At 59.8% G+C, this 24139-nt stretch carries 23 protein-coding genes and 1 tRNA gene; 12 read left to right on the forward strand and 12 right to left on the reverse strand.

Annotated elements, in window-relative coordinates; all coding sequences use genetic code 11:
• Positions 1-28: 28 nt before the first annotated feature.
• From G5182_RS08160 to yqhD, 6 genes are all read right to left on the reverse strand, one after another.
• On the reverse strand, positions 29-1429 hold the full coding sequence (locus G5182_RS08160) for an L-cystine transporter (protein WP_005339766.1): 1401 nt from the start codon (positions 1427-1429) through the stop codon (positions 29-31).
• A gap of 133 nt (positions 1430-1562) precedes the next feature.
• Positions 1563-2849 (reverse strand): serine dehydratase subunit alpha family protein, encoded by a 1287-nt coding sequence (locus G5182_RS08165; protein WP_227341777.1) that lies wholly within the window; start codon positions 2847-2849, stop codon positions 1563-1565.
• Between the two features lie 279 nt (positions 2850-3128).
• Positions 3129-3905, reverse strand: a complete 777-nt coding sequence (locus G5182_RS08170) for a substrate-binding periplasmic protein (RefSeq protein ID WP_047440371.1) — start codon at positions 3903-3905, stop codon at positions 3129-3131.
• A gap of 98 nt (positions 3906-4003) precedes the next feature.
• Positions 4004-5488, reverse strand: a complete 1485-nt coding sequence (gene pntB / locus G5182_RS08175; RefSeq protein ID WP_069526987.1) for a Re/Si-specific NAD(P)(+) transhydrogenase subunit beta — start codon at positions 5486-5488, stop codon at positions 4004-4006.
• A gap of 11 nt (positions 5489-5499) precedes the next feature.
• Positions 5500-7026 (reverse strand): Re/Si-specific NAD(P)(+) transhydrogenase subunit alpha, encoded by a 1527-nt coding sequence (gene pntA, locus G5182_RS08180; RefSeq protein WP_005357557.1) that lies wholly within the window; start codon positions 7024-7026, stop codon positions 5500-5502.
• 507 nt (positions 7027-7533) lie between these two features.
• Positions 7534-8697: an alcohol dehydrogenase gene (gene yqhD, locus G5182_RS08185; RefSeq protein WP_005339752.1), complete on the reverse strand. Its 1164-nt coding sequence runs from the start codon at positions 8695-8697 to the stop codon at positions 7534-7536.
• A gap of 157 nt (positions 8698-8854) precedes the next feature.
• Between yqhD and G5182_RS08190 the strand changes: the two genes are divergently transcribed.
• The 6 genes from G5182_RS08190 to G5182_RS08215 all read left to right on the forward strand — a co-directional run bounded on the left by G5182_RS08190 (position 8855) and on the right by G5182_RS08215 (position 13458).
• Complete coding sequence (locus tag G5182_RS08190; protein WP_227341775.1) at positions 8855-9757, forward strand: AraC family transcriptional regulator; 903 nt, start codon at positions 8855-8857, stop codon at positions 9755-9757.
• A gap of 17 nt (positions 9758-9774) precedes the next feature.
• A complete protein-coding gene (locus G5182_RS08195; protein WP_227341774.1) occupies positions 9775-10287 on the forward strand; it encodes a lipocalin family protein in 513 nt (170 codons plus the stop codon).
• Positions 10288-10716: 429 nt separating this feature from the next.
• Positions 10717-11412, forward strand: coding sequence for a DUF969 domain-containing protein (locus G5182_RS08200; protein WP_421254321.1), 696 nt, complete (start codon positions 10717-10719; stop codon positions 11410-11412).
• A complete protein-coding gene (locus G5182_RS08205; RefSeq protein ID WP_421212409.1) occupies positions 11412-12335 on the forward strand; it encodes a DUF979 domain-containing protein in 924 nt (307 codons plus the stop codon). Before G5182_RS08200 ends, G5182_RS08205 begins: the two co-directional genes overlap by 1 nt.
• A 14-nt stretch (positions 12336-12349) precedes the next feature.
• Positions 12350-12997, forward strand: coding sequence for a pyroglutamyl-peptidase I (pcp, locus tag G5182_RS08210; protein WP_421212410.1), 648 nt, complete (start codon positions 12350-12352; stop codon positions 12995-12997).
• Positions 12994-13458 carry a gamma-glutamylcyclotransferase family protein gene (locus G5182_RS08215; RefSeq protein WP_421249601.1) on the forward strand — a complete coding sequence of 155 codons (465 nt, stop codon included), beginning with the start codon at positions 12994-12996 and terminating at the stop codon, positions 13456-13458. The genes pcp and G5182_RS08215 overlap by 4 nt, the downstream gene beginning before the upstream one ends.
• 64 nt (positions 13459-13522) lie before the next feature.
• Here G5182_RS08215 and G5182_RS08220 read toward each other — a convergent pair whose 3' ends face one another.
• Both G5182_RS08220 and G5182_RS08225 read right to left on the reverse strand, forming a co-directional pair.
• On the reverse strand, positions 13523-15415 hold the full coding sequence (locus G5182_RS08220; protein ID WP_421254322.1) for a methyl-accepting chemotaxis protein: 1893 nt from the start codon (positions 15413-15415) through the stop codon (positions 13523-13525).
• Between the two features lie 207 nt (positions 15416-15622).
• Positions 15623-16120: a lactoylglutathione lyase family protein gene (locus tag G5182_RS08225; protein WP_005339743.1), complete on the reverse strand. Its 498-nt coding sequence runs from the start codon at positions 16118-16120 to the stop codon at positions 15623-15625.
• A gap of 100 nt (positions 16121-16220) precedes the next feature.
• Between G5182_RS08225 and G5182_RS08230 the strand changes: the two genes are divergently transcribed.
• The gene (locus G5182_RS08230; protein WP_421249603.1) at positions 16221-17093 is read left to right on the forward strand and encodes a LysR family transcriptional regulator; all 873 of its coding nucleotides are present in this window, start codon (positions 16221-16223) and stop codon (positions 17091-17093) included.
• 144 nt (positions 17094-17237) lie between these two features.
• Here G5182_RS08230 and G5182_RS08235 read toward each other — a convergent pair.
• Positions 17238-17314, reverse strand: a tRNA-Trp gene (locus G5182_RS08235).
• Between the two features lie 201 nt (positions 17315-17515).
• On the opposite strand from G5182_RS08235, the gene G5182_RS08240 reads away from it, so the two are divergent.
• The 5 genes from G5182_RS08240 (at position 17516) to G5182_RS08260 (ending at position 20425) form a co-directional block, all read left to right on the forward strand.
• Complete coding sequence (locus tag G5182_RS08240; RefSeq protein ID WP_227341769.1) at positions 17516-18058, forward strand: hypothetical protein; 543 nt, start codon at positions 17516-17518, stop codon at positions 18056-18058.
• Between the two features lie 99 nt (positions 18059-18157).
• A complete protein-coding gene (locus tag G5182_RS08245; RefSeq protein ID WP_013724188.1) occupies positions 18158-18352 on the forward strand; it encodes a hypothetical protein in 195 nt (64 codons plus the stop codon).
• Positions 18333-19253: an aspartate carbamoyltransferase gene (gene pyrB / locus G5182_RS08250; protein ID WP_005339735.1), complete on the forward strand. Its 921-nt coding sequence runs from the start codon at positions 18333-18335 to the stop codon at positions 19251-19253. Before G5182_RS08245 ends, pyrB begins: the two co-directional genes overlap by 20 nt.
• Positions 19254-19268: 15 nt before the next feature.
• Entirely contained in the window at positions 19269-19733 is a 465-nt protein-coding gene (gene pyrI / locus G5182_RS08255; protein WP_005339730.1) for an aspartate carbamoyltransferase regulatory subunit, read from the forward strand.
• A gap of 200 nt (positions 19734-19933) precedes the next feature.
• On the forward strand, positions 19934-20425 hold the full coding sequence (locus tag G5182_RS08260) for an arginine repressor (RefSeq protein WP_005339728.1): 492 nt from the start codon (positions 19934-19936) through the stop codon (positions 20423-20425).
• Between the two features lie 131 nt (positions 20426-20556).
• Here G5182_RS08260 and G5182_RS08265 read toward each other — a convergent pair whose 3' ends face one another.
• The 3 genes from G5182_RS08265 to arcC all read right to left on the reverse strand — a co-directional run bounded on the left by G5182_RS08265 (position 20557) and on the right by arcC (position 24097).
• Positions 20557-21963: a YfcC family protein gene (locus G5182_RS08265; RefSeq protein ID WP_005339725.1), complete on the reverse strand. Its 1407-nt coding sequence runs from the start codon at positions 21961-21963 to the stop codon at positions 20557-20559.
• Positions 21964-22086: 123 nt separating this feature from the next.
• Positions 22087-23091: an ornithine carbamoyltransferase gene (gene argF / locus G5182_RS08270; RefSeq protein WP_005339721.1), complete on the reverse strand. Its 1005-nt coding sequence runs from the start codon at positions 23089-23091 to the stop codon at positions 22087-22089.
• 79 nt (positions 23092-23170) lie between these two features.
• Positions 23171-24097 carry a carbamate kinase gene (gene arcC, locus G5182_RS08275; RefSeq protein ID WP_421252042.1) on the reverse strand — a complete coding sequence of 309 codons (927 nt, stop codon included), beginning with the start codon at positions 24095-24097 and terminating at the stop codon, positions 23171-23173.
• Positions 24098-24139: the final 42 nt, after the last annotated feature.

The following is a 24139-nucleotide window of genomic DNA, read 5'->3' on the forward strand; positions in this document are numbered from 1 at the left end:
TTCCACGGGCAGATCAACCGACAGCAAATCAGACGGTGGACTCTTCGCCGTCCAGACTCACTTCGTGATCGCTGTTGAACACATGCATGTCGGTCTCGCCCATCAGGCGGCTGGTGACCGTCCCTGCGGTGATGGAACCGGAAACGTTGAGCGCGGTACGGCCCATGTCGATCAGCGGCTCGATGGAGATGAGCAGACCGGCCAGCGCCACCGGGAAGTCCAGCGCGGAGAGCACGATCAGCGCGGCAAAGGTGGCGCCACCGCCAATCCCGGCCACCCCGAAGGAGCTGACTGTGATGATGGCGATCAGGGTCATGATAAAGCCGGGATCCATCGGGTTAACCCCGACGGTCGGCGCAATCATCACGGCCAGCATGGCCGGATAGATACCGGCACAGCCGTTCTGGCCGATGGTGGAACCGAAGGAGGCGGCGAAGTTGGCGATCCCCTCCGGAATACCCAGCGACTTGGTCTGGGTCTGCACGTTCATCGGGATGGAGCCCGCACTGGTGCGCGAGGTGAAGGCAAACGCCAGCACCGGCGTGATCTTCTTGAGGAAGCGCAGCGGGTTGATGCCGACCATGCTCACCAGCAGCAGGTGCACGACAAACATGATGGCGATGGCGCCGTAAGAGGCCATCACAAAGCTGAGCAGGTTGAGAATATCTGCATAGTTGGAGCCGGAGACCACCTTGGTCATCAGCGCCAGTACGCCAAACGGGGTCAGGCGCAGCACCAGAGTCACCATTCGCATTACGATGGCATGAGCCACAGCCACGAAGTGGCTGAAGCTGGCGAAGATCTCCGGCTTCTTGCGGGCGATGCCGGTAGCGGAGAGGCCGATGAAGATGGAGAAGATCACCACAGCGATGGTGGAGGTCTTGCGCGCCCCGGTCATGTCGAGGAAGGGGTTGGCGGGAATGAACTCCAGCATCATCTTGGCGAACGACATGCTCTCGACGCTGCCAAGGGTGGTCTGCAGCGCGGCGCCACGAGCGCTCTCGGCGGCACCGGAGGTGAGCCCTTCAGCAGTCAGGCCAAACAGGTTGGACATCAGGATGCCCGCCCCGGCGGCGATGGCGGTGGTGAAGATCAGCACGCCGATGGTCATGGCGCTGATCTTGCCCAGCGCAGTGCCGCCATTGAGCTTCAAGATAGCGCTGATGATGGAGACCATGATGAGCGGGATGATGATCATCTGCAGCAGCTTCACATAGCCGCTACCCACGATATCCAGATAGTCGATGGTCTGAACAATGACGGACGAACCAGCACCGTAAAGCAGTTGCAACGCGGCGCCGAACAGAATACCGAGCCCCAGACCGGCAAATACCCGGCGGGTGAAGCTCACATGTTTTTCCTGTAACCGGTAGAGAAAGAACAGCAAGATGGCGGCGATGGCCAGATTGCCGATAACGCTAAATGTCATGGTATGACTCCCCAAAAAGCGGGCTTGGGCCCGAGAAACAAGAGCAAGCGCCATGCTTGCCCTGGCAACCGTGTCAGACGGTCTGCGCCGTCGTGACAAGAACAAGGGGGTCTATCGCCCCCTTGTCACAGATTCACTGCTTCTGCTGTTTCGCTCGCATGATGTTGATGATTTCGATGTCGGTATCCAGCATCCCCTCTTTGGAGAGGCGGCCCAGATTGGCGATGGTCTGGTCCACATCGTCGGAGACGATCCCCTCGCTCTGGGGGACATGCAGGTTGTTGATAGCCATCAGCGAAGACTTAACCGCCGCCGAGGTGGAGGTAGAGACCTTCATGGAGCAGGCGCTGCCCGCGCCGTCGCAGATGATGCCGGAGACATCGCCAATCATGTTGTTGATGCAGTGGCTGATCTGCTGATACTGGCCGCCCAGCAGCCAGGTGATGGCCGCGCCGGAGCCCATGGCGGCTGTACTGGCGGCGCAGAGGGCCGACAGCTTGTTCTGGTAAGTCTTGATGTAGATGGCCACCAGATGGCTCATCACCAGCGCCCGGGTCAGCTGCTCGTCACTCGCCTTGAGGAAGCGGGCAGCCGCGACCACAGGCATGGTGGCGGCAATGCCCTGATTGCCGGAACCGGAGTTGGACATGGCGGGCAGCATGGCGCCATCCATCCGCGCATCGGAAGCGGCGGAAGAGAGGCGCATCGCCAGGGTCATCAGGTCATCGGAGAGCAGCTTGCGCTCCACCTGTTCGGTGAGGATCTTGCCGATCTTCAGGCCGTAACCCTGCAACCCTTCGTCCGCCAGCGCCTGATTCATGGTGGCGGCCTCGCGGATAAAGTCGATCTCCGCCAGCGGCACTTCCAATGCAAAATCGACGATCTCCCGCAGGGTCATGGTCGGTTTGGCGGATTTGGCTGGCTGGATCTGCACGCCGGGGGCACTGGCCTGCTCCATCAGCACCTCGCCATCCTTCTCCATCAGGATGATGCGGGTGTGGTCGGTACAGATCACCACCCGGGCACTGTGCCCTTCAACTTCAGCCAGCACCTCGGCGTAGAGCACGTCCGGCACATCCTTCACATCCACCTTGATCACCGGCAGCAGCGCCTTGGCCGCTTCCACCTGTTCTGGTGTGAGGGTCTTGAGCACCTCCAGCCCGGCATCGGGATTGCCGCCGGTGATGCCGACCGCAGCGGCCACCGGCAGACCGATCATGCCGGTGCCCGGTACTCCGACCCCCATGCCGTTCTTGAACAGATTGCCACTGACCCAGACGCTGATGCGAGTCGGGGTCTCCCCCAGCAACTTGCGGCAGTTGGCCGCTGCCAGCGCCACCGACATCGGCTCGGTACAGCCCAGGGCCGGCACCACTTCACGCTTGAGCAGGGTAATAAAGTCGGTCCATTGTGGTTTCATCTGTGCATTCTCATCTTGGTGGCGCAATGCCTGTCATCGCCACAGGCAACAGCATGGCAAAAAAGGGTGACACGGGATCAACATCAAGCAGGAGCGCGTCGCCAAGGCGTCGCGAGAGAGGTGGCCGTCTGATGACTGCCCCATGCAAATCAACTTAATTTGATTCTAATATCAATAAAATCAAATTAAGTTGCGCAACATCGCTTTTTTAGCGCCATTATGCCCGTCTTTTAACAAAGCGCGACAATTTGTGATGCAACGCACAGACGATGGAGTCACCTAGAGATGATAGCGGGCCAGCAGCTGCTGGTAGGCCGGGGTCTGCTTGAACTGTTTCAAGGCGGCCGAGAAGCGCCTCGCCAACTGGTCATGGCCGGGCTTGTGGGTAAATCCGAGAAAGTTGCGGTTATCGTCGGTCAGCAGGCGGCGACCATTGAACACCTGATCCTGCAGCCCCTGGGTACGCAGCAGATAACGACCAACTTGTTCATTGAGCACGACACCATCCAGTCGGCCGGCCATCATCAGATGCAACTGCTTGACCATCTTGCCATCGCCCGTCATGGCGACCCTGATCACCCCTTCATCGGCCAGAAAATCGGGGCTGTAGGCATAGTCGGCCTGAATGCCGATCCGCAACCCCTTGAGGTCGGATAATTGCTCGAATTTCACCGGACGATCCACCGGATAGAAGAGCACTTCGCCACTACGAGAGAGCGGCTCTTCGGGATAGTGGAGCCACTCTTGGCGATCCTTGTTATAGAAGACGTCGAGTACCGCATCCCCCTGCCCGAGGCGGGCCTGTTGCAACACCCGCTTCCATGGCAGCACCTTCACCTCGGTGCGATAGCCGAGCTGCTGCAGCACGGTGCGAGCCAGCTCGAGATCTGCGCCCACCAGCTCCCCCTTGTCGCTGTGCATCACATAGGGGGGCCACAGTTCTGTCAATATGGTCAGGGTCGGCTTGTCATGAGCCATAGCCATGCCACCGACGAGAAGAGATGCCAGCAGCCAGCCGTACCACCCGATCCTTCGCCAACCCTGACACCACATCATGGAGATCCCTCATGGTCCGTATGGATTGAGGATATACAAGGGATGGGCAATAAAAAAGGAGGCCGAAGCCTCCTTGATATCCACTCTCTGAATGGCACTTACAGTGCTTTCAGGATTGCCTCGACGCTGGCCTTGGCATCGCCAAACAGCATCTGGGTATTTTCCTTGAAGAACAGCGGGTTCTGGACACCGGCGTAGCCAGTGTTCATGGAGCGCTTGAAGCCGATGACATTCTGCGCTTTCCACACTTCCAGCACCGGCATACCGGCGATCGGGCTGCCCGGATCTTCCATCGCGGCCGGGTTGACGGTGTCGTTGGCACCGATCACCAGCACGGTGTCGGTATCGGCGAAGTCCTCGTTGATCTCGTCCATTTCCAGCACGATGTCATACGGGACTTTCGCTTCCGCCAGCAGCACGTTCATGTGGCCAGGCAGACGACCGGCAACCGGGTGGATACCGAAGCGCACCTTGACGCCGCGGTCACGCAGCTTCTGGGTGATCTCGGCAACCGGATACTGAGCCTGTGCCACCGCCATACCGTAGCCCGGGGTGATGATGACGGAGCTGGAGTTCTTCAGCAGGTCAGCCACTTCCTCGGCGCTGGTTTCGCGGTATTCGCCCATCTCCTGATCAGCCGTGGAGGCCACGCCATCGGAGCCGAAGCCACCGGCGATCACGGAGATGAAGGAGCGGTTCATCGCCTTACACATGATGTAGGAGAGGATCGCACCGGAGGAACCCACCAGGGCACCGGTGACGATCAGCAGGTCATTGGAGAGCATGAAGCCCGCCGCCGCCGCCGCCCAACCGGAGTAGGAGTTCAGCATGGAGACCACCACCGGCATGTCTGCGCCACCGATGGAGGCAACCAGATGCCAGCCGAAGGCGAAGGCGATCAAGGTCATCACCAGCAGGGCGAAGGTAGAGCCGCCCGCGTTGACGAAGTAGACCATCAGCGCCAGAGAAGCGACCACGGCCAGCAGGTTCAGCTTGTGGCGGTGCGGCAGCATCAGCGGCTTGGAGGAGATGAGACCACGCAGTTTGCCGAAGGCAACCACGGAACCGGTGAAGGTCACGGCACCGATGAAGACGCCCAGGAAGATCTCGACCAAATGGATGTTCAGCATGGCGCCGGTCAGGTGCTCGACCTGAGCAACGCTGTTGGCCTGCTCGAACGCCGCACGGGCGGCTGCCAGGGTGGCATCCAGGTTGGAACCGACGGAGACGACCACCTCAGCAGGTGCAGAGGGGTGCAGATCGATGAAGCTGTTGAAGCCCACCAGCACTGCCGCCATACCCACGAAGCTGTGCAGCACGGCCACCAGCTCGGGCATCTCGGTCATCTCGACCTTGAGTGCCAGACGCACGCCGATGGCACCGCCAATCACCATGGCCAGGATGATCCAGTGAACACCGCTGGTCTCCGGGTTGAATACGGTAGCGAGCAGGGCGATAGCCATACCCGCGATACCGAACAGGTTGCCATGCTTGGCCGTTTCTTGCTTCGACAGTCCCGCGAGACTGAGGATGAAGAGCACGGCGGCAACGATATAGGATGCTGTTACCAGTCCTTGAGACACGTTAAACCCCCTTAATCCTTACGGAACATCTTCAGCATGCGCTGAGTGACGGTGAAGCCGCCGAAGATGTTGATACTGGCAATCAGCACGGCGACGAACGCCAGCGCGGTGACCAGGGTCGACCCTTGCCCGATCTGCAGCAGGGCACCGACCACGATAATGCCGGAGATGGCATTGGTGACCGACATCAGCGGCGTATGCAGGGCGTGCGATACGTTCCACACCACGTAGTAACCGACCACACAGGCCAGGATGAATACGGTGAAGTGGGAGAGGAAGGCTGCCGGGGCAACGGAGGCGATCCAGCCGAAGGCGGCGATGCCGAGGGCACCGAACACGAACTTCTTGTTGGAAGGCTTGGCCTCTTCCTTCTTGGCTGCCGGTTTGGCGGCGGCCGGTTTCTGCGGGGCAGCAGAGACGGAGATGGCGGGCGGCGGGAAGGTCACTTCACCGGCCTGGATCACCGTCATGTTGCGCTGAACCACATCTTCGAAGTCGATGGCAACGTTGCCGTCCTTCTCCTTGCACATCAGCTTCATCAGGTTGACCAGGTTGGTACCGTAGAGCTGGGAGGATTGGGCAGGCAGACGGCCCGGCAGATCGGTGTAACCGATCACCTTGACGCCGTTGTCGGTGACATGCAGCTCACCCGGCACTGTGTATTCACAGTTGCCGCCAGCCTGAGCGGCCATGTCCACGATGACGGAGCCCGGCTTCATGCTGTCGACCATCTCTTTGGTGATCAGCTTGGGAGCCGGCTTGCCCGGGATCAGAGCGGTGGTGATGATGATGTCCACCTCTTTGGCCTGCTGGGCGAACAGCTCCATCTCGGCCTTGATGAACTCATCGGACATGACTTTGGCGTAACCATCGCTGGATGCACCATCTTCGCCACCGAAGTCCAGCTTGAGGAATTCCCCACCCATGGATTCGATCTGCTCGGCCACTTCCAGACGGGTGTCGAAGGCACGCACGATGGCACCGAGGGAACCGGCCGTACCGATGGCAGCCAGACCGGCCACACCGGCACCGATCACCAGTACCTTGGCAGGCGGCACTTTACCGGCTGCGGTGATTTGACCGGTGAAGAAGCGACCGAACTGGTGCGCAGCTTCAACCACAGCGCGATAGCCACCGATGTTGGCCATGGAAGAGAGGGCATCGAGGGACTGGGCACGGGAGATCCGCGGCACCATATCCATCGCCATCACATTGATGTTGCGCTCGGACAGCTTCTTGACCAGCTCAGGGTTCTGGGCAGGCCAGATGAAGCTCACCAGAGTGGCGCCATCTTTAATTTGTGCGATCTCGGCATCGGTCGGCGCATTGACCTTGAAGATAAGGTCGGCTTGCCAGACATTCGGCACCACGCTGGCACCGGCAGCCTCGAAGGCGGCATCATCGAAGCTGGCCGACAGGCCTGCGCCGGTCTCGATGGCGACCTCGAAGCCGAGCTTTTTCAGCTGCTCGACGGTAGCCGGGGTCGCTGCGACCCGGGTCTCACCGGCGAGACTCTCTCTCGGTATTCCAATCTGCATGACTATTCCCTGATGGTTAATAAACAATCGCTGCCCAGTGTCTCACTTCTGACGAAACAAGACATGACCAAAGTGCAGGTCCAGGGCTCTTTGTTATGAAAATCAGTAGGCTTTACCTCAACCTCCTGTCATGGTCAGGCCCCCGCTTTTCAGGCGCGAAGGTGATTAGTATCAAATTTTGGAGTTTTATTACAACCGCAGTCCCGACGGCACTCGTACAGAATTCAGCCCATCCCTGGCTACGATTAAAAAAAACAAACCAAATTAGAGGCTTATACCAGTAAAAACGGCTGAAAAAAGTGATCCAACCAGTCAAAAAAAATGTTTTACCGGCCCTCTATCTTAGCGTTTTTTGTTCTTACGAAATCCGCTTTCGTCTCACTTCTCGCAGCGAAACGCCGAAAAGTAACATTTTCCCAACAAAAGCGGGGTCGCTCAGCCGCCAGATGGCGGGAGAGGGCCCCGGCAATTCAATCGTTTCGCCCGTTTGGCACTGATTGGCGGCCCTTACCAGGCCGCTTCATAAATATGCTGGCTCTGCACCAGATCGATATCGCCGTGCTCGCCGATGGCAGTCATACCGTGCTCCCCCAGCTTGCCGATCAGGGTGTCGATACCCAGATCTTTCAGACCGTAGTCGCGCAGTCGGGTCTTGACCCCCATCCGCTCGAAGAAGTCGCGGGTCGCGGCGATGGCATCGTCGATGCGTTCCGCTTCGCTGCCGCTGTTCAGACCCCACACCCGCTCTGCGTATTGCAGCAGCTTGGCATGCTTCTGTTTGCGCTTGGCCTGCAGCAGGGCAGGCAGCACCACCGCCAGAGTCTGGGCATGGTCAAGGCCGTGCAGAGCGGTCAGCTCGTGACCCAGCATGTGGGTGGCCCAGTCCTGCGGCACACCGGCACCAATCAGGCCGTTCAGCGCCATGGTGGCACTCCACATGATGTTGGCGCGCACCTCATAGTTGTGCGGTTCGGCCAGCGCCTTGGGGCCCTCTTCAATCAGGGTCAGCAGCAAGCCTTCGGCGAAGCGATCCTGCACCTTGGCGTTGACCGGATAGGTGAGGTACTGCTCCACGATGTGGACAAAAGCATCCACCACCCCGTTCGCCACCTGACGCTCGGGCAGGGTGTAGGTGAGCACCGGATCCAGCACGGCGAAGCGCGGCATCACGAACGGCGAGAAGAAGTGCACCTTGTCGCCACTGCTGCGACGGGTGATGACGGCGCCCATGTTCATTTCGGAACCGGTCGCCGGCAGGGTCAGCACGGAACCAAGCGGGATGGCGGAGCGCACTTCGCTGCCGACGGTCTCGAGAATGTGCCAGGGATCCTTGGCCAGATCGTAGTGCGCGGCAGCAGCGATAAACTTGGTGCCATCGAGCACGGAACCACCACCAACGGCGAGCAGGAAGTCGACCCGCTCGGCACGGGCCAGCTCCACGGCGCCCATCAGGGTCTCGTAGGCCGGGTTCGGCTCGATGCCGCCAAATTCAAACAGGGTCATGCCAGCCAGCTCGTTACGGATCTGCTCCAACAAGCCGCTGCGTACCACGCTGCCACCACCGTAGGTGATCATGACGCGGGCATCGCTCGGAAGCTGCTCGCGCAGCTGGGCGATCTGCCCTTGGCCGAACAGGATTTTGGTCGGGGTATGGAGAGTAAAGTTGTTCATCGACATTGCCTTCTTCTGATAGTCAGGGCGGCCTGGCCGCGAAATCGTGATTGCATTTTTCTCCAGAACAACACTACCATCAAGACAACATCCTGCTTGATTCTTGCCTATTTCTACAAAGCAGCGAAAACCGGAACTGTCGAATCAAAGAGCACCCATGCAAAACCGTTACAGCGACCTCGCCGCCAGATTGACCCGCCACGTCACCGCACCCGGCATCACCCCATCACCGGTGAAACAGGTCAACCTCATCTATACCACCGAGCACCATGGCCGCACCCCGGTGCTCTACCAACCGCGGATGATCGTTATCCTGCAGGGACACAAGGTGGGTTATCTGGCGGATCAGGTGTTTCGCTACGACCCCAACCACTATCTGCTGATGACCCTGCCGCTGCCCTGCGAGTGCGAGTGCTTCGCCTCCCCCGAGCAGCCGCTTATCGGTTTTACCATCGAGATCGATCTGGTAACCCTGCAAGAGCTGTTGCTGGAGCTGGGCGATGCCCTGCCCGCCCCCGCGCCACAAAAGAGCGGTGTCCACTCGGTCCCCCTGTCGGAAACCATGTTTTGCGCCGCCGAGCGACTGATCGAGCTGATGGATAACCCGTTGCACGCCAGGGTGCTGGGGCCGCAGACGGTGCGGGAGATGCTGTTCCACGCTCTCACCGAGGTGGGCGGCCCGGCGCTGCAGGCGCTCGCCAATCGCCACAACCATGTGGGCCAAATCGCCCGGGTGCTGCGTATGATAGAGTCCCGTTATGCCGACAACCTCACCATGGAGGAGCTGGCGCGGGAGGTGAACATGAGCGTCTCCGCCTTTCACCACCACTTCAAGGCGGTCACCGCTACCTCGCCGCTGCAATACATCAAGTCGTTTCGCCTGCACAAGGCGCGAATGATGATGCTGCACGACGGCATCAAGGCGGGTACCGCGGCGGCCAGAGTCGGTTACGAGAGCAACTCCCAGTTCAGTCGGGAGTACAAGCGCTTCTTCGGCAGCACGCCGACGGATCAGGCCTCCCGCTTCCGGGATGGCCAGCTGCGCATCATCGAGGGATAACGAGAGAGGGATTACCTATGCGTTCACTGCTTTGTCTGTTTACCGTCTGGCTGCTGACGGCCTGCACCGGGATTGCCGATGGCATCCGCCCCGTTACCGGCTTCCAGCTCGATCGTTATCTCGGTACCTGGTACGAAATCGCCCGCCTCGACCACAGCTTCGAGCGGGGGCTGGAGCAGGTGAGCGCCACCTACAGCCTGCGGGACGATGGCGGCGTCAAGGTGCTCAACCGCGGCAAGCAGAGCGATGGCAGCTGGCGCGAAGCCGAGGGCAAGGCCTACTTCGTCGGCAACCCTGACGAGGCGCGGCTCAAGGTGAGTTTCTTCGGCCCCTTCTACGGCGGCTACAACGTCATCGACCTCGACCCCGATTACCAGCTCTCGCTGGTGACCAGCTACAACCACGACTACCTCTGGATCCTCTCCCGCTCACCCAACCCGCCCAAGGCGAAGGTGGATGCGCTGGTCGCCAAGGCGAAGTCGCTGGGCTTTGCCACCGACCAGCTGATTTGGGTCAAGCAGACCCCCTGAGACAGCACCGGTGGCGATGCCATCGCCACCGGTTCTCTCCGCCTTTCCCTCTCGAGTTCCTCAACCCTGCTCCGCACAACCACCGCCATACCCAGCCATTCGCTGACGGTTGCCAGATAGACATTGCGCAACAATCCCCATCACCCATCACCCATCAATGGAAGAGAATAGCGATCATATTGTCAGCCCAATATTTATTGTCGCCAGGCTCCCCAAAATAATCTGAATGAATGATTAGGGGGCAACAAAATAGCCTGGACGGTGCAGGACTCACCATTTACCAACGAACGATAAACCGACAAAAAGCCCCAACAAGAAACCAATCGAATCCCTTTTTGGGGATTTTTTGTTGCCATCGCAGTAACCAGATGATAAACAGCTCGGCCACCCCAAAATGCATATAAATATTCACTTTAACGAGGTGATTAATTGGAATTTATTAAATTAAGCGGAATTCTTATTATTTTATTGGGATTTTATTTCAAACTCGACACTCTGGCCGTCGTACTGGTGGCCGCCGTCACCACGGCGCTGGTCTCCGGCCTATCCATGACCGATTGCCTCTCCCTGCTGGGTGAAGCCTTCGTCTCCAACCGCATGGTGACGCTGTTTCTGCTGACCCTGCCGATGATCGGCATCTGTGAACGCTACGGCCTCAAACAGCAGGCAGTCACCCTGATCGAGCGGATCAAGAAACTCACCCCGGGCAAGTTCATGACCCTCTATATGTTTATCCGCGAACTGGCCGGCCTCTTCTCGGTGCGGGTTCAGGGTCACACCCAGTTTATTCGTCCGCTGGTCAACCCTATGACTCAGGCTGCAGCTACCAAGGTGCACGGCAAATTAAGCGAAGAGGATGAGGAATATGTCAAGGCGCGGGTTTCCGCCACCGAAAACTACGGCAACTTCTTTGCCCAGAATACCTTCGTCGCCTCAGCCGGGGTATTGCTGATCGTCGGTACATTTGAATCTCTTGGATATAGCGTCTCTGCCGTCGATATTGCCAAGGCATCCATGCCAATAGCCATTATTGCCCTGCTGATGGTGGCTATTTCCAGTATGTGGTTTGACCGCCAGATGGCCAAGACATATACCGTGAGCAGCGACAAGGAGGGGCAACAATAATGGCGACTCTCATCCCCAACATGCTCGAATTCTTTTATGTGCTGATCGGCGTCATCCTGTTCAGCAGCGCCTGGCGCGTCCTGCGTGACCCCAGCCACCCGGCCAAGATCGGCACCGCCCTGTTCTGGACCATCCTGGGTGTGCTGTTCGCCTTCGGCAGCTATATCCCCAATGTCATCAATGGCGTGCTGATCCTCGCCATGGGGGCCATCACCCTGCTCAAGCAGGTGAAGATCGGCAAGCTGGAGCAGGCGAGCGAGGAGGAGTCCCAGCGCCACGCCAACCGCATCGGCAACCGGATCTTCCTCCCCTGCATCCTGCTGGCCGTGCTGGCGGTGGTGATCGCCCAGTTCACCCCCCTTGGCGGTCAGGTCGGTATCGGTCTGGCGGCGGTCATCGCCTTCGTCATCACGGTACTGCTGACCCGGGCCACCCCCTCCACCGTAGTGGGTGACTCCGACCGGATGATCCAGCAGGTCGGCATCACCGGCATTCTGCCGCAACTGCTGGCTGCGCTCGGGGTGATCTTCAACACATCCGGCGTCGGCGATGTCATCTCCCACGGGATCTCAACCGTAGTGCCGGTCGGCAGCCCCTTCGTCGGGGTGGTGGCCTACTGCCTCGGCATGATGGTCTTCACCATGATCATGGGCAACGCCTATGCCGCCTTCACCGTCATCACCGCCGGCATCGGCATCCCCTTCGTCATCGCCCAAGGCGGTGACCCGGTGGTAGCCGGTGCGCTGGCGATGACCGCCGGCTTCTGCGGCACCCTGATGACCCCCATGGCCGCCAACTTCAACGCCCTGCCCGCCGCCCTGCTGGAGATGAAGGATCTCAACAAGGTGATCAAGGTGCAGGTGCCGATGGCGCTGACGCTGGTGCTGATCCATATCGCCCTCATGTATTTCTGGGCATTCTGACCATTCGGGAGAAGATGATGAAAGTACTGATTACCGGTTTTGACCCCTTCGGCGGCGAGCCCATCAACCCGGCATGGGAGGCGGTCAAACGCCTGCCGGAAACCATTCTGGACGCCACAGTGATCAAGGCGCAGATCCCCACCGTCTTTGGCAAGTCAGCCACCCTGCTGGCAGAGCTGATGCGCCAGTACCAGCCCAACGTGGTGATCAACGTCGGTCAGGCGGGCGGCCGCTTCGCCATTACCCCGGAGCGGGTCGCCATCAACATCGACGATGCCCGCATCCCCGACAACGAGCAGCAGCAGCCCATCGACGAAGTGATTCAGGCCGATGGCGCACCGGCCTACTTCTCCCGTCTGCCCCTCAAGGGAATGGTGCAGCGCATCAAGGAGAACGGCATTCCGGCGGCGGTCTCCAACACTGCCGGCACCTTCGTCTGCAACCACATCATGTACCAGCTGCACTACCTGATCGAGAAAGAGTTCCCGGCGGTGCGCGGCGGCTTTATCCACGTTCCCTACATCACCGAGCAGGTAGCGGACAAGGTGAACCAGCCCTGCCTCGCCATGAGCGAGATTACCCGCGCGCTGGCGCTGGCCATCGAGGCGGTGGTGCTGCAGCAGGATGGCGATATCAAGGTCGTGGGCGGCGAGATCTCATGAGCCTTTGCCAGCCACACCCGCTGTTCGTCTATGGCAGCCTGATGGACGGGCTGTTCAACTACCGCCGCTATCTGGCTCACCACGTGAGCCAGACGCCCCGGCGCGCCCGGGTGCGCGGCGCTCTCTATCACCTGCAGCACAAGGGCTACCCCGCCCTGTTGCAGGGGGATGACTGGGTCTATGGCGAGCTGTTTGTGCTGGACGACTTCCCTGCCGCCATCGCGGCGCTCGACGAGATGGAGAACTTCCACGGCGAGGATGATCCCCAGAGCGAATATCTGCGCCAGCTCATCGAGGTGGAGATCTTCGACCCGGTGCAGGGGCGTTATGTCGGCCAGCAGCAGGCCTACCACTACCGCTACGTGGTGCAGCACGATCCCAAATGGCAGCAGGGCAAGCACTACCTGCCCGACGGCAACTGGCGTGCCTTCCATCTGGCGCAGCTGGAGAGCGCCGCCTGACGGTCAGCGACAATAACAAAAGGCAGCCCGCGGGCTGCCCTTTTCATGGAAGATGGCCTGAGGATCATAGCCGGAAACGGCCGATCTCCTGTTCCAGCCGCTCGGTCAGCGCCTTCAGCTCTGCCGCCTGCGCCGCCTCCTGATTGGCCTGCTCGGCCAGCGCCTGCGAGACGTGGCGGATATTCTCGGTATTGCGGCTGATCTCGCTGGTCACCGAGGTCTGCTCTTCGGCCGCCGCCGCGATCTGGGTCGCCATGTCGCTGATGGAGCCGATCGCCTCGTTGATCCGCGCCAGACTCTGGTTGGCGGACTCCGCATCCTCGACGCTGGTGCCCGCCAGCTGGCGGCTGGTCTCCATACCACCCACGGCGCGGCGGGTGGTCTGCTGCAGGGTCTCGATCATCTGCTGGATCTCGTCGGTGGAGTCATGGGTGCGGCGCGACAGCACCCGCACCTCGTCCGCCACCACCGCGAAGCCACGGCCCTGCTCACCGGCCCGCGCCGCCTCGATGGCGGCGTTGAGCGCCAGCAGGTTGGTCTGCTCGGCAATGCCGCTGATGGTGGCCAGAATGCCGCTGATCTTCTGGGCATGGGCATCCAGCTCGTTGATGATCTGGCTGGCATCAGCCACCTCATCCGCGAGCCCGGTAATGCTGCGCTGGCTCTGACCGACCTGCGACTGACCCGCGACCGCCAGCTTGACCGCCTCGCCGGAGGTGGTAGCGGCAAACTCGGCGTTGCCGGCGATCTCCTGCGTAGCGGAGGCCATCTCGGTCACCGCGGTCGCCACCATCACGATCTCGTCCTGCTGCTGACGCACCCGCTGGCTGCGGGAGTGGGCGCCGGCCGCCTGAGCACGGGACTGGGCCGCCAGCTCGACGGTGACATCGCGCAACCGGCTGACAATCCCGTGCAACCGGGCCACGAACTGGTTGAAGTTGCGTGCCAGCTGACCCACCTCATCCTGACTGCGGGTGTCGATATGGACGGTGAGATCCCCCTCGCCGTGAGCGATGTCGTGCAGCGCACCGGCCACCCGGCCCAGATCGGCAAACAGATACTTGAACATGGCGGTGAGCAGGGCGCTGAACACCAGCATCAGCAGCAGCGTCAGCCCCACCAGCTGCCACAGCAGGGAGGCGAGCGGCGCCTCCAGCACGTCGCGGTACATCACCATGGCCAGCAGCCAGTCGGTGCCCGGCACCGGCTGTACCGCCAGCAGCACGTCGCGCCCGTCGAGGGTAGCTGCGTGCAGTTCGTTGTTCTCGCGGCCCCACTGCTGGAAGGTGGCCGCCGACAGATCGGGGGAGAGCTCGCCAATCTGCTTGAGCGCCAGCTCCTTGTTGGGGTGACCGACGATGAGGCCGCTGCTGTCGAGCAGCATGGCGTAGCCCTCACCCTGCACCTTCATCGCCAGTACTTCATCGATCAGCTTGTCGAGCGCCAGGTTGGCCCCCACGGCGCCGACCAGCTCGCCCTGATGGCGCACCGGCTCGGAGAGAGTAACCACCAGCTTCTGCATGGTGACGCTGACATAGGGGGCAGTGACGATCAGCTGCCCCGCCTTCACCGCATCCTGATACCAGGGGCGCTCGCGCGGGTCATAGTTGCCGGTGTTGAGGGAGGGATCCTGCCGGGTCATCACCCCCTGCGCGGAGCCAAAATAGGTGAGGCCGAAGCCGCCGGAGGTGTAGGCCTGCTTCAGGTGCGGCACCAGCTCGGCTTGGGGGTTATCGCTGATCAGGTTGACCAGCGCATGGACGGTGTTCTTGCGATCCGTCATCCATTCGCCGATGGCGACCGAGTAGGCGTGGCCATAGTTGACCGCCTCGCTCTGGATGGCGCTCATGGTGCGGGATTTTAGGGTGTGAAAGGCAACGATGCCGAGCAGTGATGCCATCAGCAGCACTACGCCAAGACTGGTGGCCAGCAGCTTGCCGCGCAGAGAGAGGGTCATGACGACGAATCCTTGTTGTTGTGTCAGGCAGGGAAAACCCTGATGTATCAAAGGCTATCGGCCGCAATATGAACAGACTTTAGTGAATCTGTATATTTTCCCATCTATCAACAACAGAACGCGCTATTCGTGTGAACCAGATCGCTATTCCATGCTACTGACTCTTGTAACAACAAAGCAGCAGGCCGCCCTAAGGCGGCCTGTTACTTACCCCTGATATGCACCGGCGGAGTAGGTCAGCTCATAGCTGTGGCTGTAGATCTCGACGATATTGCCGAAGGGATCTTCCATGTAGACCATGCGGTAGGGCTTCTCGCCCGGGTAGTACTCGCGCACCGGCATCCGCTGCTTGCCGCCCGCCGCGACGATGCGCGCCGCCAGCCCCTCGACATCCGGATCCTGCACGCTGAAGTGGAACACTCCGGTCTTCCAGAATTCGAAGTTGTTCTCACGGCGCTCGCTGTTGGGAAACTCGAACAGCTCGATGCCGATCTTGTCGCCGGTGGAGAGGTGGGCGATGCGGAAGGAGCCCCAACCCGGGCCAAACACGTCGTTGCACATCACGCCGATGGCGGAGTCATCCTCGGTGATGGTGGTCGCCGGCATGATGAGATACCAGCCCATCACCTTGGTATAGAACTCGACCGCTTTGTCGAGGTCAGTCACCGTGATGCCGATGTGGGAGAAGTTGCGTGGGTAAGTCATAAGTCACCTTGAAATTGTGTGTGGGAAACAGGTGACATGATAGGAAGGAGAGCCATAATGAAAAACAAGGTCAAACTAATGGAAGGCATAAATTAAATTTATGGTTAATCCACTCTGGCTCCACACCCTGGTGGTGGTGCATGAAACCGGCAGTTTTACCCGTGCCGCCGATCGGCTGGATCTCACTCAGGCCGCCGTCAGTCAGCATATCTCGCGCCTCGAGGCCGAATTTGGCCCCCTGCTGCTGCGCAAGCCCCGTCAGCTGGAGCTCACCCCGCGCGGGCTGGTGCTGCTCGACTTCGCCCGCCAGCAGGAGCAGGCCGCCGAACAGCTGCGGGCACGCCTCTCGGACGACGACCCTCACCACGGCGCCATCACCCTGTCCACCCCGGGTAGCATTGGTCTGCTGCTCTATCCCCTGCTGCTCGACCAGCAACAAGAGCACCCCGGACTCACCATCCAGCACCGCTTTGCCCCCACCCCCGACATAGTGCAGGCGGTACTGGCGGGGCGCAGCGATCTGGGACTGGTGGATCAGCCGCCTGAACACCTCAGCATCGCCGCCGAGCCCTTCGCCCGCGAACCCCTCTGTCTGGTGGTGCCCAACGATGGCAAGGAGCCGAGCTGGCAGTACCTCTGTCAGCTCGGCTTTATCGACCACCCGGATGGCCGCAGCATGGCACAACGCCTGTTGGGACGACGCTACCCCGGCCAGCGCGTTGACGAGATCCCGCAGCGCGGCTTTACCAACCAGATCGGCCTGATCCTGGAGCCGGTCGCCCGCGGCCTCGGCTTTACCGTGCTGCCCCGCTTCGCCGTCACCGCCTTTGCCCAACAGGAGAAAATCCGGGTGATCCAGAGCAGTATTGAGGTGATCGACACCCTCTGGCTGATCTACCGCGCCGAGTGGCCGCTCCCCGCCCGCCACCAGCGGCTGGTCACCGTCCTGAAACAGCGGGTTGCTGCACATTGAACGCTCTTGCGGCAGACATAGAGATCAATGTGGCCACAGTCACCGAGAGCTAGCGGCAAGAAGGAGAAGAGAAAGGAGAGAGGGATAAATTGGCGAACGCCGGAAATGCGAAAGGCCAGCTCAATGAGCTGGCCTTTCTGAAAATGGCAGGGGCGGCAGGACTCGAACCCGCAACCATCGGTTTTGGAGACCGCTGTTCTACCAATTGGAACTACGCCCCTGCAACAAACGAGGCGTAGTATACAAAGCGGGTTTCAAAGGTAAAGGCTTTTTTCACACTTTTAATGCGATTGCACAAATCCCGAACAAGTCGCGCCGATTTGTGCAGCAACGAGGGGTAACTTGCTGTATTTCCAGACTCAGCGGGGTAGGAATGGGGCATAAATGGGGGTAGGGTGAAATCAGGTACCGGGAGGCCACTTATGCTCAATTACCGACTGCTCCAACAACTTGCGCCCCTCAACTTCAGGGACGAACGCAAAACAGAGTCCCTGCCCGACTACCTGGCCCGGGTCGCCCCGCTGGTGCCCTTCATCCCCGAAAATGTGCTTTCCCAGTGGATTTACCGTCATTGGCGCGGTTTTGAGTCCAACTGGAGCTTTATCGATCTCGCCAGCCATCAGTTCACCTGTGAAAGCTGGCCCACCGCGCAACTGGTGGATCAGGTGGACTCCCGCCATATGGAGGTGATCGAGCGCTGGGGGGAGATGCTGCGCAGCAATCGCTATGTGCGCCGCTCCTGGCTCGGCGAGAAGATGCTGAGCGACGGCACCTGGCCCGAACCTGTCATCGTGCTGGTGCCGGAAGAGGGTTCCAGCTACCCGAACGGTCATCCCCTGCCCCGCCCCTACTGCCTGCTGGAAGGGCACCACAGACTCGGTTATTTGCGCGCCATGGCCCGCGATGGGGAATCGCTGCAAGAGACGCACAAGCTGTGGATTTGTCGTCATGTTTCCGCCACTTAAACGTTTTTCATGCTGAAATTGGCATCGGAAATAAAATTTTGACAATTAAAAAAGCGGCCCTATAATCTGTCCGGTTTTGAAAAAGGTCGGGACGAAACGATGCAGTTTTTGATTCAGAAAACAGCCTTGCAGACGGGTGGTGCGCACCAGAGCGGCCCCGTTGTTTCCGGTTCCCACCCCAACGATCCCCAGTTATTTTTAAAAAAAGCCCCTGTTTCAGGGGCTTTTTTTTGTGCCCGAAAAACCTCCAATGATGTCAAAGGGAATGCAGACGATGACCAATCCACTCTATAAGAAACATGTCATCTCCATTTCGGACCTGACCCGGTCAGAAATGGAACTGGTAGTCTCAACCGCACAACGGTTGAAGGCTGAACCTGACACCAGCCTGTTGAAAGACAAGCTGGTTGCCAGCTGCTTCTTCGAAGCCTCCACCCGCACCCGCCTCTCGTTCGAGACCGCGGTACAGCGCCTTGGCGGCAACATCATCGGCTTCGCCGACGGTGGCAACACCAGCGCCAAGAAGGGCGAGACGCTGGCTGACTCCATCAAGATCATCGGCTCCTACTCCGATGCGGTGGTGATGCGCCACCCGAAAGAGGGCGCGGCCCGTCTGGCCTCCGAGTTCTCCCGCGTGCCGGTCATCAACGGCGGCGACGGCTCCAACCAGCATCCGAGCCAGACCCTGCTCGACCTGTTCACCATCCATGAGACCCAGGGCCGTCTGGACAACCTCAACGTCGCCTTCGTCGGTGACCTGAAATATGGCCGCACCGTGCACTCGCTGGCCCAGGCCCTCAGCCTGTTCAACTGCCGCTTCTTCTTCATCTCCCCGGAAGCGCTGGCGATGCCGGACTACATCTGCGAAGAGCTGGAAGAGAAGGGCATCCAGTTCAGCGTCCACCAGACCATGGAAGAGGTGATGCCGGAGCTGGACATCCTCTACATGACCCGCGTCCAGAAAGAGCGCTTCGACGAGACTGAATACAAGCACATGGCCGCCAAGTTCATTCTGGAGCTGGCGACTCTGGAAGGTGCCAAGCCCACCATGAAGATCCTGCATCCCCTGCCCCGCGTCGACGAGATCGATGTAGCGGTCGACAAGACTCCCCACGCTTGCTACTTCCAGCAGGCGGAGAACGGGGTCTATGCACGCCAGGCGCTGCTGGCACTGGTACTGAACGAAACTGTCTGAGCTTAGGGGAATATCATGTCTGACAAGAACCAACTGCAAGTCGAAGCCATCCGTCACGGCTCCGTCATCGATCACATCCCCGCTGGCCAGGGCATCAAGATCCTCAAGCTGTTCCAGCTGGTCGAAACCCAGGAGCGGATCACCGTCGGCTTCAACCTGAAATCCGGTGCGCTGGGCAAGAAGGATCTCATCAAGATTGAGAACACCCGTCTGACCGAACAGCAGGCCAACCAGCTGGCGCTGTTCGCCCCGAAAGCGACCGTCAACATCATCGAAGACTTCAATGTGGTGAAGAAGCACCAGCTGGAGCTGCCGGAGTTCATCGCCGGGGTGTTCCACTGCCCCAACTCCAACTGCATCTCCCATAACGAGCCGGTTGACAGCTACTTCCGGGTGCGCGAAGTGAAAGGCGTGGTACGGATGAAGTGCAAATATTGCGAGAAGTCCTTCACTCAGGACATCGTCAGCGAGCGTTACTGATATCTGATTGGGCCCCGCGGGGCCCATTTTTGAACCCTGTCACATCACCGAATTTCCAGTCAGCTATAATTTGCCATCGCAAGATGGTAATGCCCGCTCATTCCCTGCATATAGGCTGATTATCAGTGTTTTTACCTGATAACTGACTGCTATGGCAGATATCGCGCGTTTACCTCCGGTCATCATCAAAGGAATTCGCCGTGGTCAAAACCCTCAGTCGTCCCGTTGCCCAAGAGCCCGATCTGGCCCAGCTGGATGCCTGTCGCCAGATCATCGGTCAGCACTGCTACAGCACCCAGGAAGAGATCCGCCGCGAGCTGTCGGAGCGCGGCTTTGCCGACATCAGCCAGTCCACCATCTCCCGCCTGCTGCGCCGCCTCGGCGTGGCCAAGGCCCAAAATGCCAACGGCAAGAAGGTCTACACCCTGGTCGACGAGCAGCTGGAACCCGCCGGCAGCACCCGCTCGATCCACGACATGGTGCGCGAAGTGGTACACAACCAGCAGATGGTGCTGATCCACACCACTCCGGGAGCCGCCACCGTGGTGGCTCGCCTGCTGGATCGCAACGCCAATCCCGAGATCATGGGCGCCGTCGCGGGCAATGACGTTGTGCTGGTCGCGCCGCGCCATATCAGCCGCACCCGTCAGGCCCACGCCGCCGTGGTGCGCACCCTGGCGCAGGCCCGCTAACCCCTTCCATCGAATGCATCGAGGCGACCTGCGGGTCGCCTTTTTGTTGCCTGCGACTTTGTGTCCATCACTTCTTGCGCCCATAAAAAACGGGAGCCCGCAGGCTCCCGCTTCATCTTGCATGTCATCCCTCAGGAGAGCACGGCACCCAGGCTCAGGCAGACCACGATCAGCACGGTCAGGATACCGAGCAGCGGAGCCACCCATTTCAGCCAGCGCACATAAGGCACCTTGGCGATGGCCAGACCACCCATGACCACGGCGGAGGTCGGGGTCACCAGGTTCACCAGACCGGAGGCAGACTGGTAAGCAGTCACCACCAGATCGCGGCCCACGTTGGCGAAGTCGGCCAGCGGCGCCATGATCGGCATGGTCAGTACAGCCAGACCGGAGGAGGACGGCACCAGGAAGGAGAGCACCACTTCCAGCACGAACATCACGTTGATAAAGACGATAGTGGAGAGGCCGGTCACGATCCCTTCTGCACTGTGCAAAATGGTGTGAGTGATCATGCCGTTATCCATTACCACCACGATACCGCGGGCGATACCGATGATCAGCGCCACACCCAGCAGGTCGCGGGCACCATCGATAAAGTTGGAGGTCAGCTCCTCTTCGCTCATGCGGGAGATAAGACCAACGATGATGGCGGCAGCCAGGAACACGCCGGAGATCTGCGCCATCCACCAGCCCAGCACGGCCACACCGTAGATCATCACGGCAAAGGCGGCGACGAAGATACCCAGCACGATTTTACGGGTCAGGGTGAACTCCAGCATCTGGTCGCTCTTGTTGCCAAGGAAGTGGGCACGGTTCTCTTCCCACTTGTCAGCTACCAGGGATTTGCTCGGATCGCTGCGCACCATCTTGGCGTAACGCATGACGTAGGCAACGCAGAGCAGCCAACCGGCGACCAGCATGGCGACGCGCAGCCAGATACCGTCGGTGAAGGAGATACCGGCCGCATTGGCGGCAATCACGGTCGCAAACGGGTTGATGGTGGAACCCAGAGTACCGATACCGGCCCCCAGCAATACGGTTGCAGCCGCCACCACAGGGTCGAAGCGTGCGGCCATCATCACCGGCACCAGCAGGGTGTAGAAAGGCAGCGACTCTTCGGCCATCCCGTAGATGGTGCCACCTGCGGCAAACAGCGCCATCAGGATCGGGATCATCCACTCTTCACGGCCGCGCAGGCGGTCGGTCACACGTTCAATACCGGCATCAATGGCACCGGTCTTGGTCACAATGCCAAGAAAACCACCGATGATCAGGATAAAGAGGGAGACGTCGATGGCGCCTGCCTCATAGGTGTCGTGGTTATAGAGGCCATCGATAGGTGCCAGCAGCACATCGACGATCCCCTGGGGATTCCCCTCCACCAGTTTGTAGGTACCCGCCACCGGCACTTCTTTGCCGAGGGCTTCGTTCATGGTCATCTCGTATTTGCCGGCCGGCACTATCCAGCTCAGGGCGGCCACCAGGGCGATCAGCACAAACAGTATCGTGTAGGCTGACGGGAACTTGAATTTGGTCATGGTCCAGCTTCCTTCTGTGGGTGTGGTATCCATGCAGGCTGCGGGTTGTAGGGTTAGAGGTATTATGCCGCTGTCACATGGTCGAAAAGCCGGGGGTCGCCCCCCGGCACCACTACTGCGACCTTAGTCGCCCAGCGTAGCAACCATCACTGCCTTGATGGTGTGCATCCGGTTTTCGGCCTCGTCGAACACGATGCTGTGCTCGGATTCGAACACGTCCTCGGTCACTTCCAGGCCTTTCATGCCATATTTGTCAGCCACTTCCTTGCCCATGGTGGTCTCGTCGTTGTGGAACGCCGGCAGGCAGTGCATGAACTTCACATCCGGGTTCTTGGTGGCGTTGATGACATCCATGTTGACCTGATACGGAGTCATCAGTTTGACGCGCTGATCCCAGGCTTCTTTCGCTTCACCCATGGATACCCAGACGTCGGTGTAGAGGAAGTCAGCACCCAGCACACCCTCTTTCACATCTTCGGTCAGGGTGATGCGTGCGCCGGTCTCTTCGGCGATCAGGCGGCACTTGGCAACCAACTCCTCTTCCGGCCAGAAGGCTTTCGGCGCAACCAGGCGGATATCCATGCCCATTTTGGCGGCGCCGACCATCAGGGAGTTGCCCATGTTGTTGCGGGCATCACCCAGGTAGGCGAACTTGATTTGATCCAGACGCTTGCCCTTGCCGTGCTCCAGCATGGTCATGAAGTCGGCCAGGATCTGGGTCGGGTGGAATTCGTTGGTCAGGCCGTTCCAGACCGGGACACCGGCGTAGGCGCCCAGCTCTTCCACGATCTCCTGACCGTAGCCGCGGTATTCGATACCGTCATACATGCGACCCAGTACACGGGCGGTGTCCTTCATGGACTCCTTGTGACCGATTTGGGAACCGCTTGGGCCAAGGTAGGAGACTTGCGCGCCCTGGTCGAAGGCCGCCACTTCAAACGCACAGCGGGTACGGGTGGAGGTCTTCTCGAAAATCAGGGCGATGTTCTTGCCGACCAGATGCTTGCGCTCGTAGCCACCGTATTTGGCTTTTTTCAGGTCGATGGCCAGGTCGATCATGTATTGGATTTCGCGCGGGGTGAAGTCCAGCAGTTTCAGGAAGTTACGGTTACGCAGATTAAAAGCCATGATGAGTTCTCTCTATATATGTTTCAGACCAGTTCGGGCAGTAGTGTTGACTACGCATTCTCAGTACAGATATCGGTAATTACGCATGTACGGTGCGGGTGGCGACGATATTGGTGCCGGCTTCACCCTTGAGGATGGCAAGACCATCTTCCAGCGAGCCGATGCCGACCATGCCGCCGGTCGCTTTGACAAATTCACAAGAGGCTTCGACTTTCGGCCCCATGGAGCCGGCATCGAACTTGACCCCGGCCAGCTCGTTCGGGCTGGTGACTCGCAGCGGACGCTGGGTCGGTTTGCCCCAATCCAGATAGACGGCATCGGCATCGGTCAGGATCAGCAGGGCGTCGGCCTTGATCTGCTTGGCCAGATAGGCGGCAGACATGTCCTTGTCGATGACGGCTTCGATACCGGTCAGGCTCTGGCCATCCCAGGTCACCGGGATGCCGCCACCACCGGTACAGATGATGAGGTGGCCCTGGGCAATCAGAGTTTCGATGGCGTCGCCTTCAACGATGCGCTGGGGCAGCGGGGACGGCACTACACGGCGGAAGAACTTGCCGTCAGCCTTGACCACCCAGTGCTTCTCTTCTGCCAGGGTGCGGGCTTCAGCCTCTTCATAGACGGGGCCGATAAATTTGGTCGGATTGGCAAATGCCGGATCCTCGGGATCGACCTGCACTTGGGTCAGCAGCGCGGTGACGTTGCGGCTCGGCATCAGGTTTTTCAGCTCCTGGATCAGCATGTAGCCGATCATGCCCTGAGACTCGGCACCCAGCACATCCAGCGGATAGGGGGATACCTTGGTGTAGGCGCTGTTTTGCAGGGCCAGCAGGCCGACTTGCGGGCCGTTGCCATGCACCAGCACCACGTTGTACTCCTGAGCAATCAGGGCGATGGTCTTGGCGGCCGTTGCGATATTCTTGCGCTGGATATCCGCTTCCAGTGGCTCACCACGACGGAGCAGTGCATTGCCACCCAGAGCGACGACGACAGTTGGTTTTTTCATAGTGGTTAATCTCGAGTTTGGTTCTGTGTGGCGCCAGCTTCT

The sequence above is a fragment of the Aeromonas sp. 600948 genome (genome assembly GCF_049174875.1).
Classification (GTDB): Bacteria; Pseudomonadota; Gammaproteobacteria; order Enterobacterales; family Aeromonadaceae; genus Aeromonas; species Aeromonas veronii_A.

What these genes read in the sequence shown, in the direction of transcription:
- G5182_RS08165 (WP_227341777.1), bottom strand. Translation starts at nt 2,849, where the DNA reads ATGAAACCACAATGGACCGACTTTATTACCCTGCTCAAGCGTGAAGTG.
- G5182_RS08205 (WP_421212409.1), top strand. Translation starts at nt 11,412, where the DNA reads ATGGCGACTCTCATCCCCAACATGCTCGAATTCTTTTATGTGCTGATC.
- G5182_RS08220 (WP_421254322.1), bottom strand. Translation starts at nt 15,415, where the DNA reads ATGACCCTCTCTCTGCGCGGCAAGCTGCTGGCCACCAGTCTTGGCGTA.
- G5182_RS08190 (WP_227341775.1), top strand. Translation starts at nt 8,855, where the DNA reads ATGCAAAACCGTTACAGCGACCTCGCCGCCAGATTGACCCGCCACGTC.
- G5182_RS08230 (WP_421249603.1), top strand. Translation starts at nt 16,221, where the DNA reads ATGGTTAATCCACTCTGGCTCCACACCCTGGTGGTGGTGCATGAAACC.
- arcC (WP_421252042.1), bottom strand. Translation starts at nt 24,097, where the DNA reads ATGAAAAAACCAACTGTCGTCGTCGCTCTGGGTGGCAATGCACTGCTC.
- pyrB (WP_005339735.1), top strand. Translation starts at nt 18,333, where the DNA reads ATGACCAATCCACTCTATAAGAAACATGTCATCTCCATTTCGGACCTG.
- pcp (WP_421212410.1), top strand. Translation starts at nt 12,350, where the DNA reads ATGATGAAAGTACTGATTACCGGTTTTGACCCCTTCGGCGGCGAGCCC.
- yqhD (WP_005339752.1), bottom strand. Translation starts at nt 8,697, where the DNA reads ATGAACAACTTTACTCTCCATACCCCGACCAAAATCCTGTTCGGCCAA.
- G5182_RS08170 (WP_047440371.1), bottom strand. Translation starts at nt 3,905, where the DNA reads ATGATGTGGTGTCAGGGTTGGCGAAGGATCGGGTGGTACGGCTGGCTG.
- G5182_RS08240 (WP_227341769.1), top strand. Translation starts at nt 17,516, where the DNA reads ATGCTCAATTACCGACTGCTCCAACAACTTGCGCCCCTCAACTTCAGG.
- G5182_RS08160 (WP_005339766.1), bottom strand. Translation starts at nt 1,429, where the DNA reads ATGACATTTAGCGTTATCGGCAATCTGGCCATCGCCGCCATCTTGCTG.
- pyrI (WP_005339730.1), top strand. Translation starts at nt 19,269, where the DNA reads ATGTCTGACAAGAACCAACTGCAAGTCGAAGCCATCCGTCACGGCTCC.
- G5182_RS08215 (WP_421249601.1), top strand. Translation starts at nt 12,994, where the DNA reads ATGAGCCTTTGCCAGCCACACCCGCTGTTCGTCTATGGCAGCCTGATG.
- pntA (WP_005357557.1), bottom strand. Translation starts at nt 7,026, where the DNA reads ATGCAGATTGGAATACCGAGAGAGAGTCTCGCCGGTGAGACCCGGGTC.
- G5182_RS08225 (WP_005339743.1), bottom strand. Translation starts at nt 16,120, where the DNA reads ATGACTTACCCACGCAACTTCTCCCACATCGGCATCACGGTGACTGAC.
- argF (WP_005339721.1), bottom strand. Translation starts at nt 23,091, where the DNA reads ATGGCTTTTAATCTGCGTAACCGTAACTTCCTGAAACTGCTGGACTTC.
- G5182_RS08265 (WP_005339725.1), bottom strand. Translation starts at nt 21,963, where the DNA reads ATGACCAAATTCAAGTTCCCGTCAGCCTACACGATACTGTTTGTGCTG.
- G5182_RS08195 (WP_227341774.1), top strand. Translation starts at nt 9,775, where the DNA reads ATGCGTTCACTGCTTTGTCTGTTTACCGTCTGGCTGCTGACGGCCTGC.
- G5182_RS08245 (WP_013724188.1), top strand. Translation starts at nt 18,158, where the DNA reads ATGCAGTTTTTGATTCAGAAAACAGCCTTGCAGACGGGTGGTGCGCAC.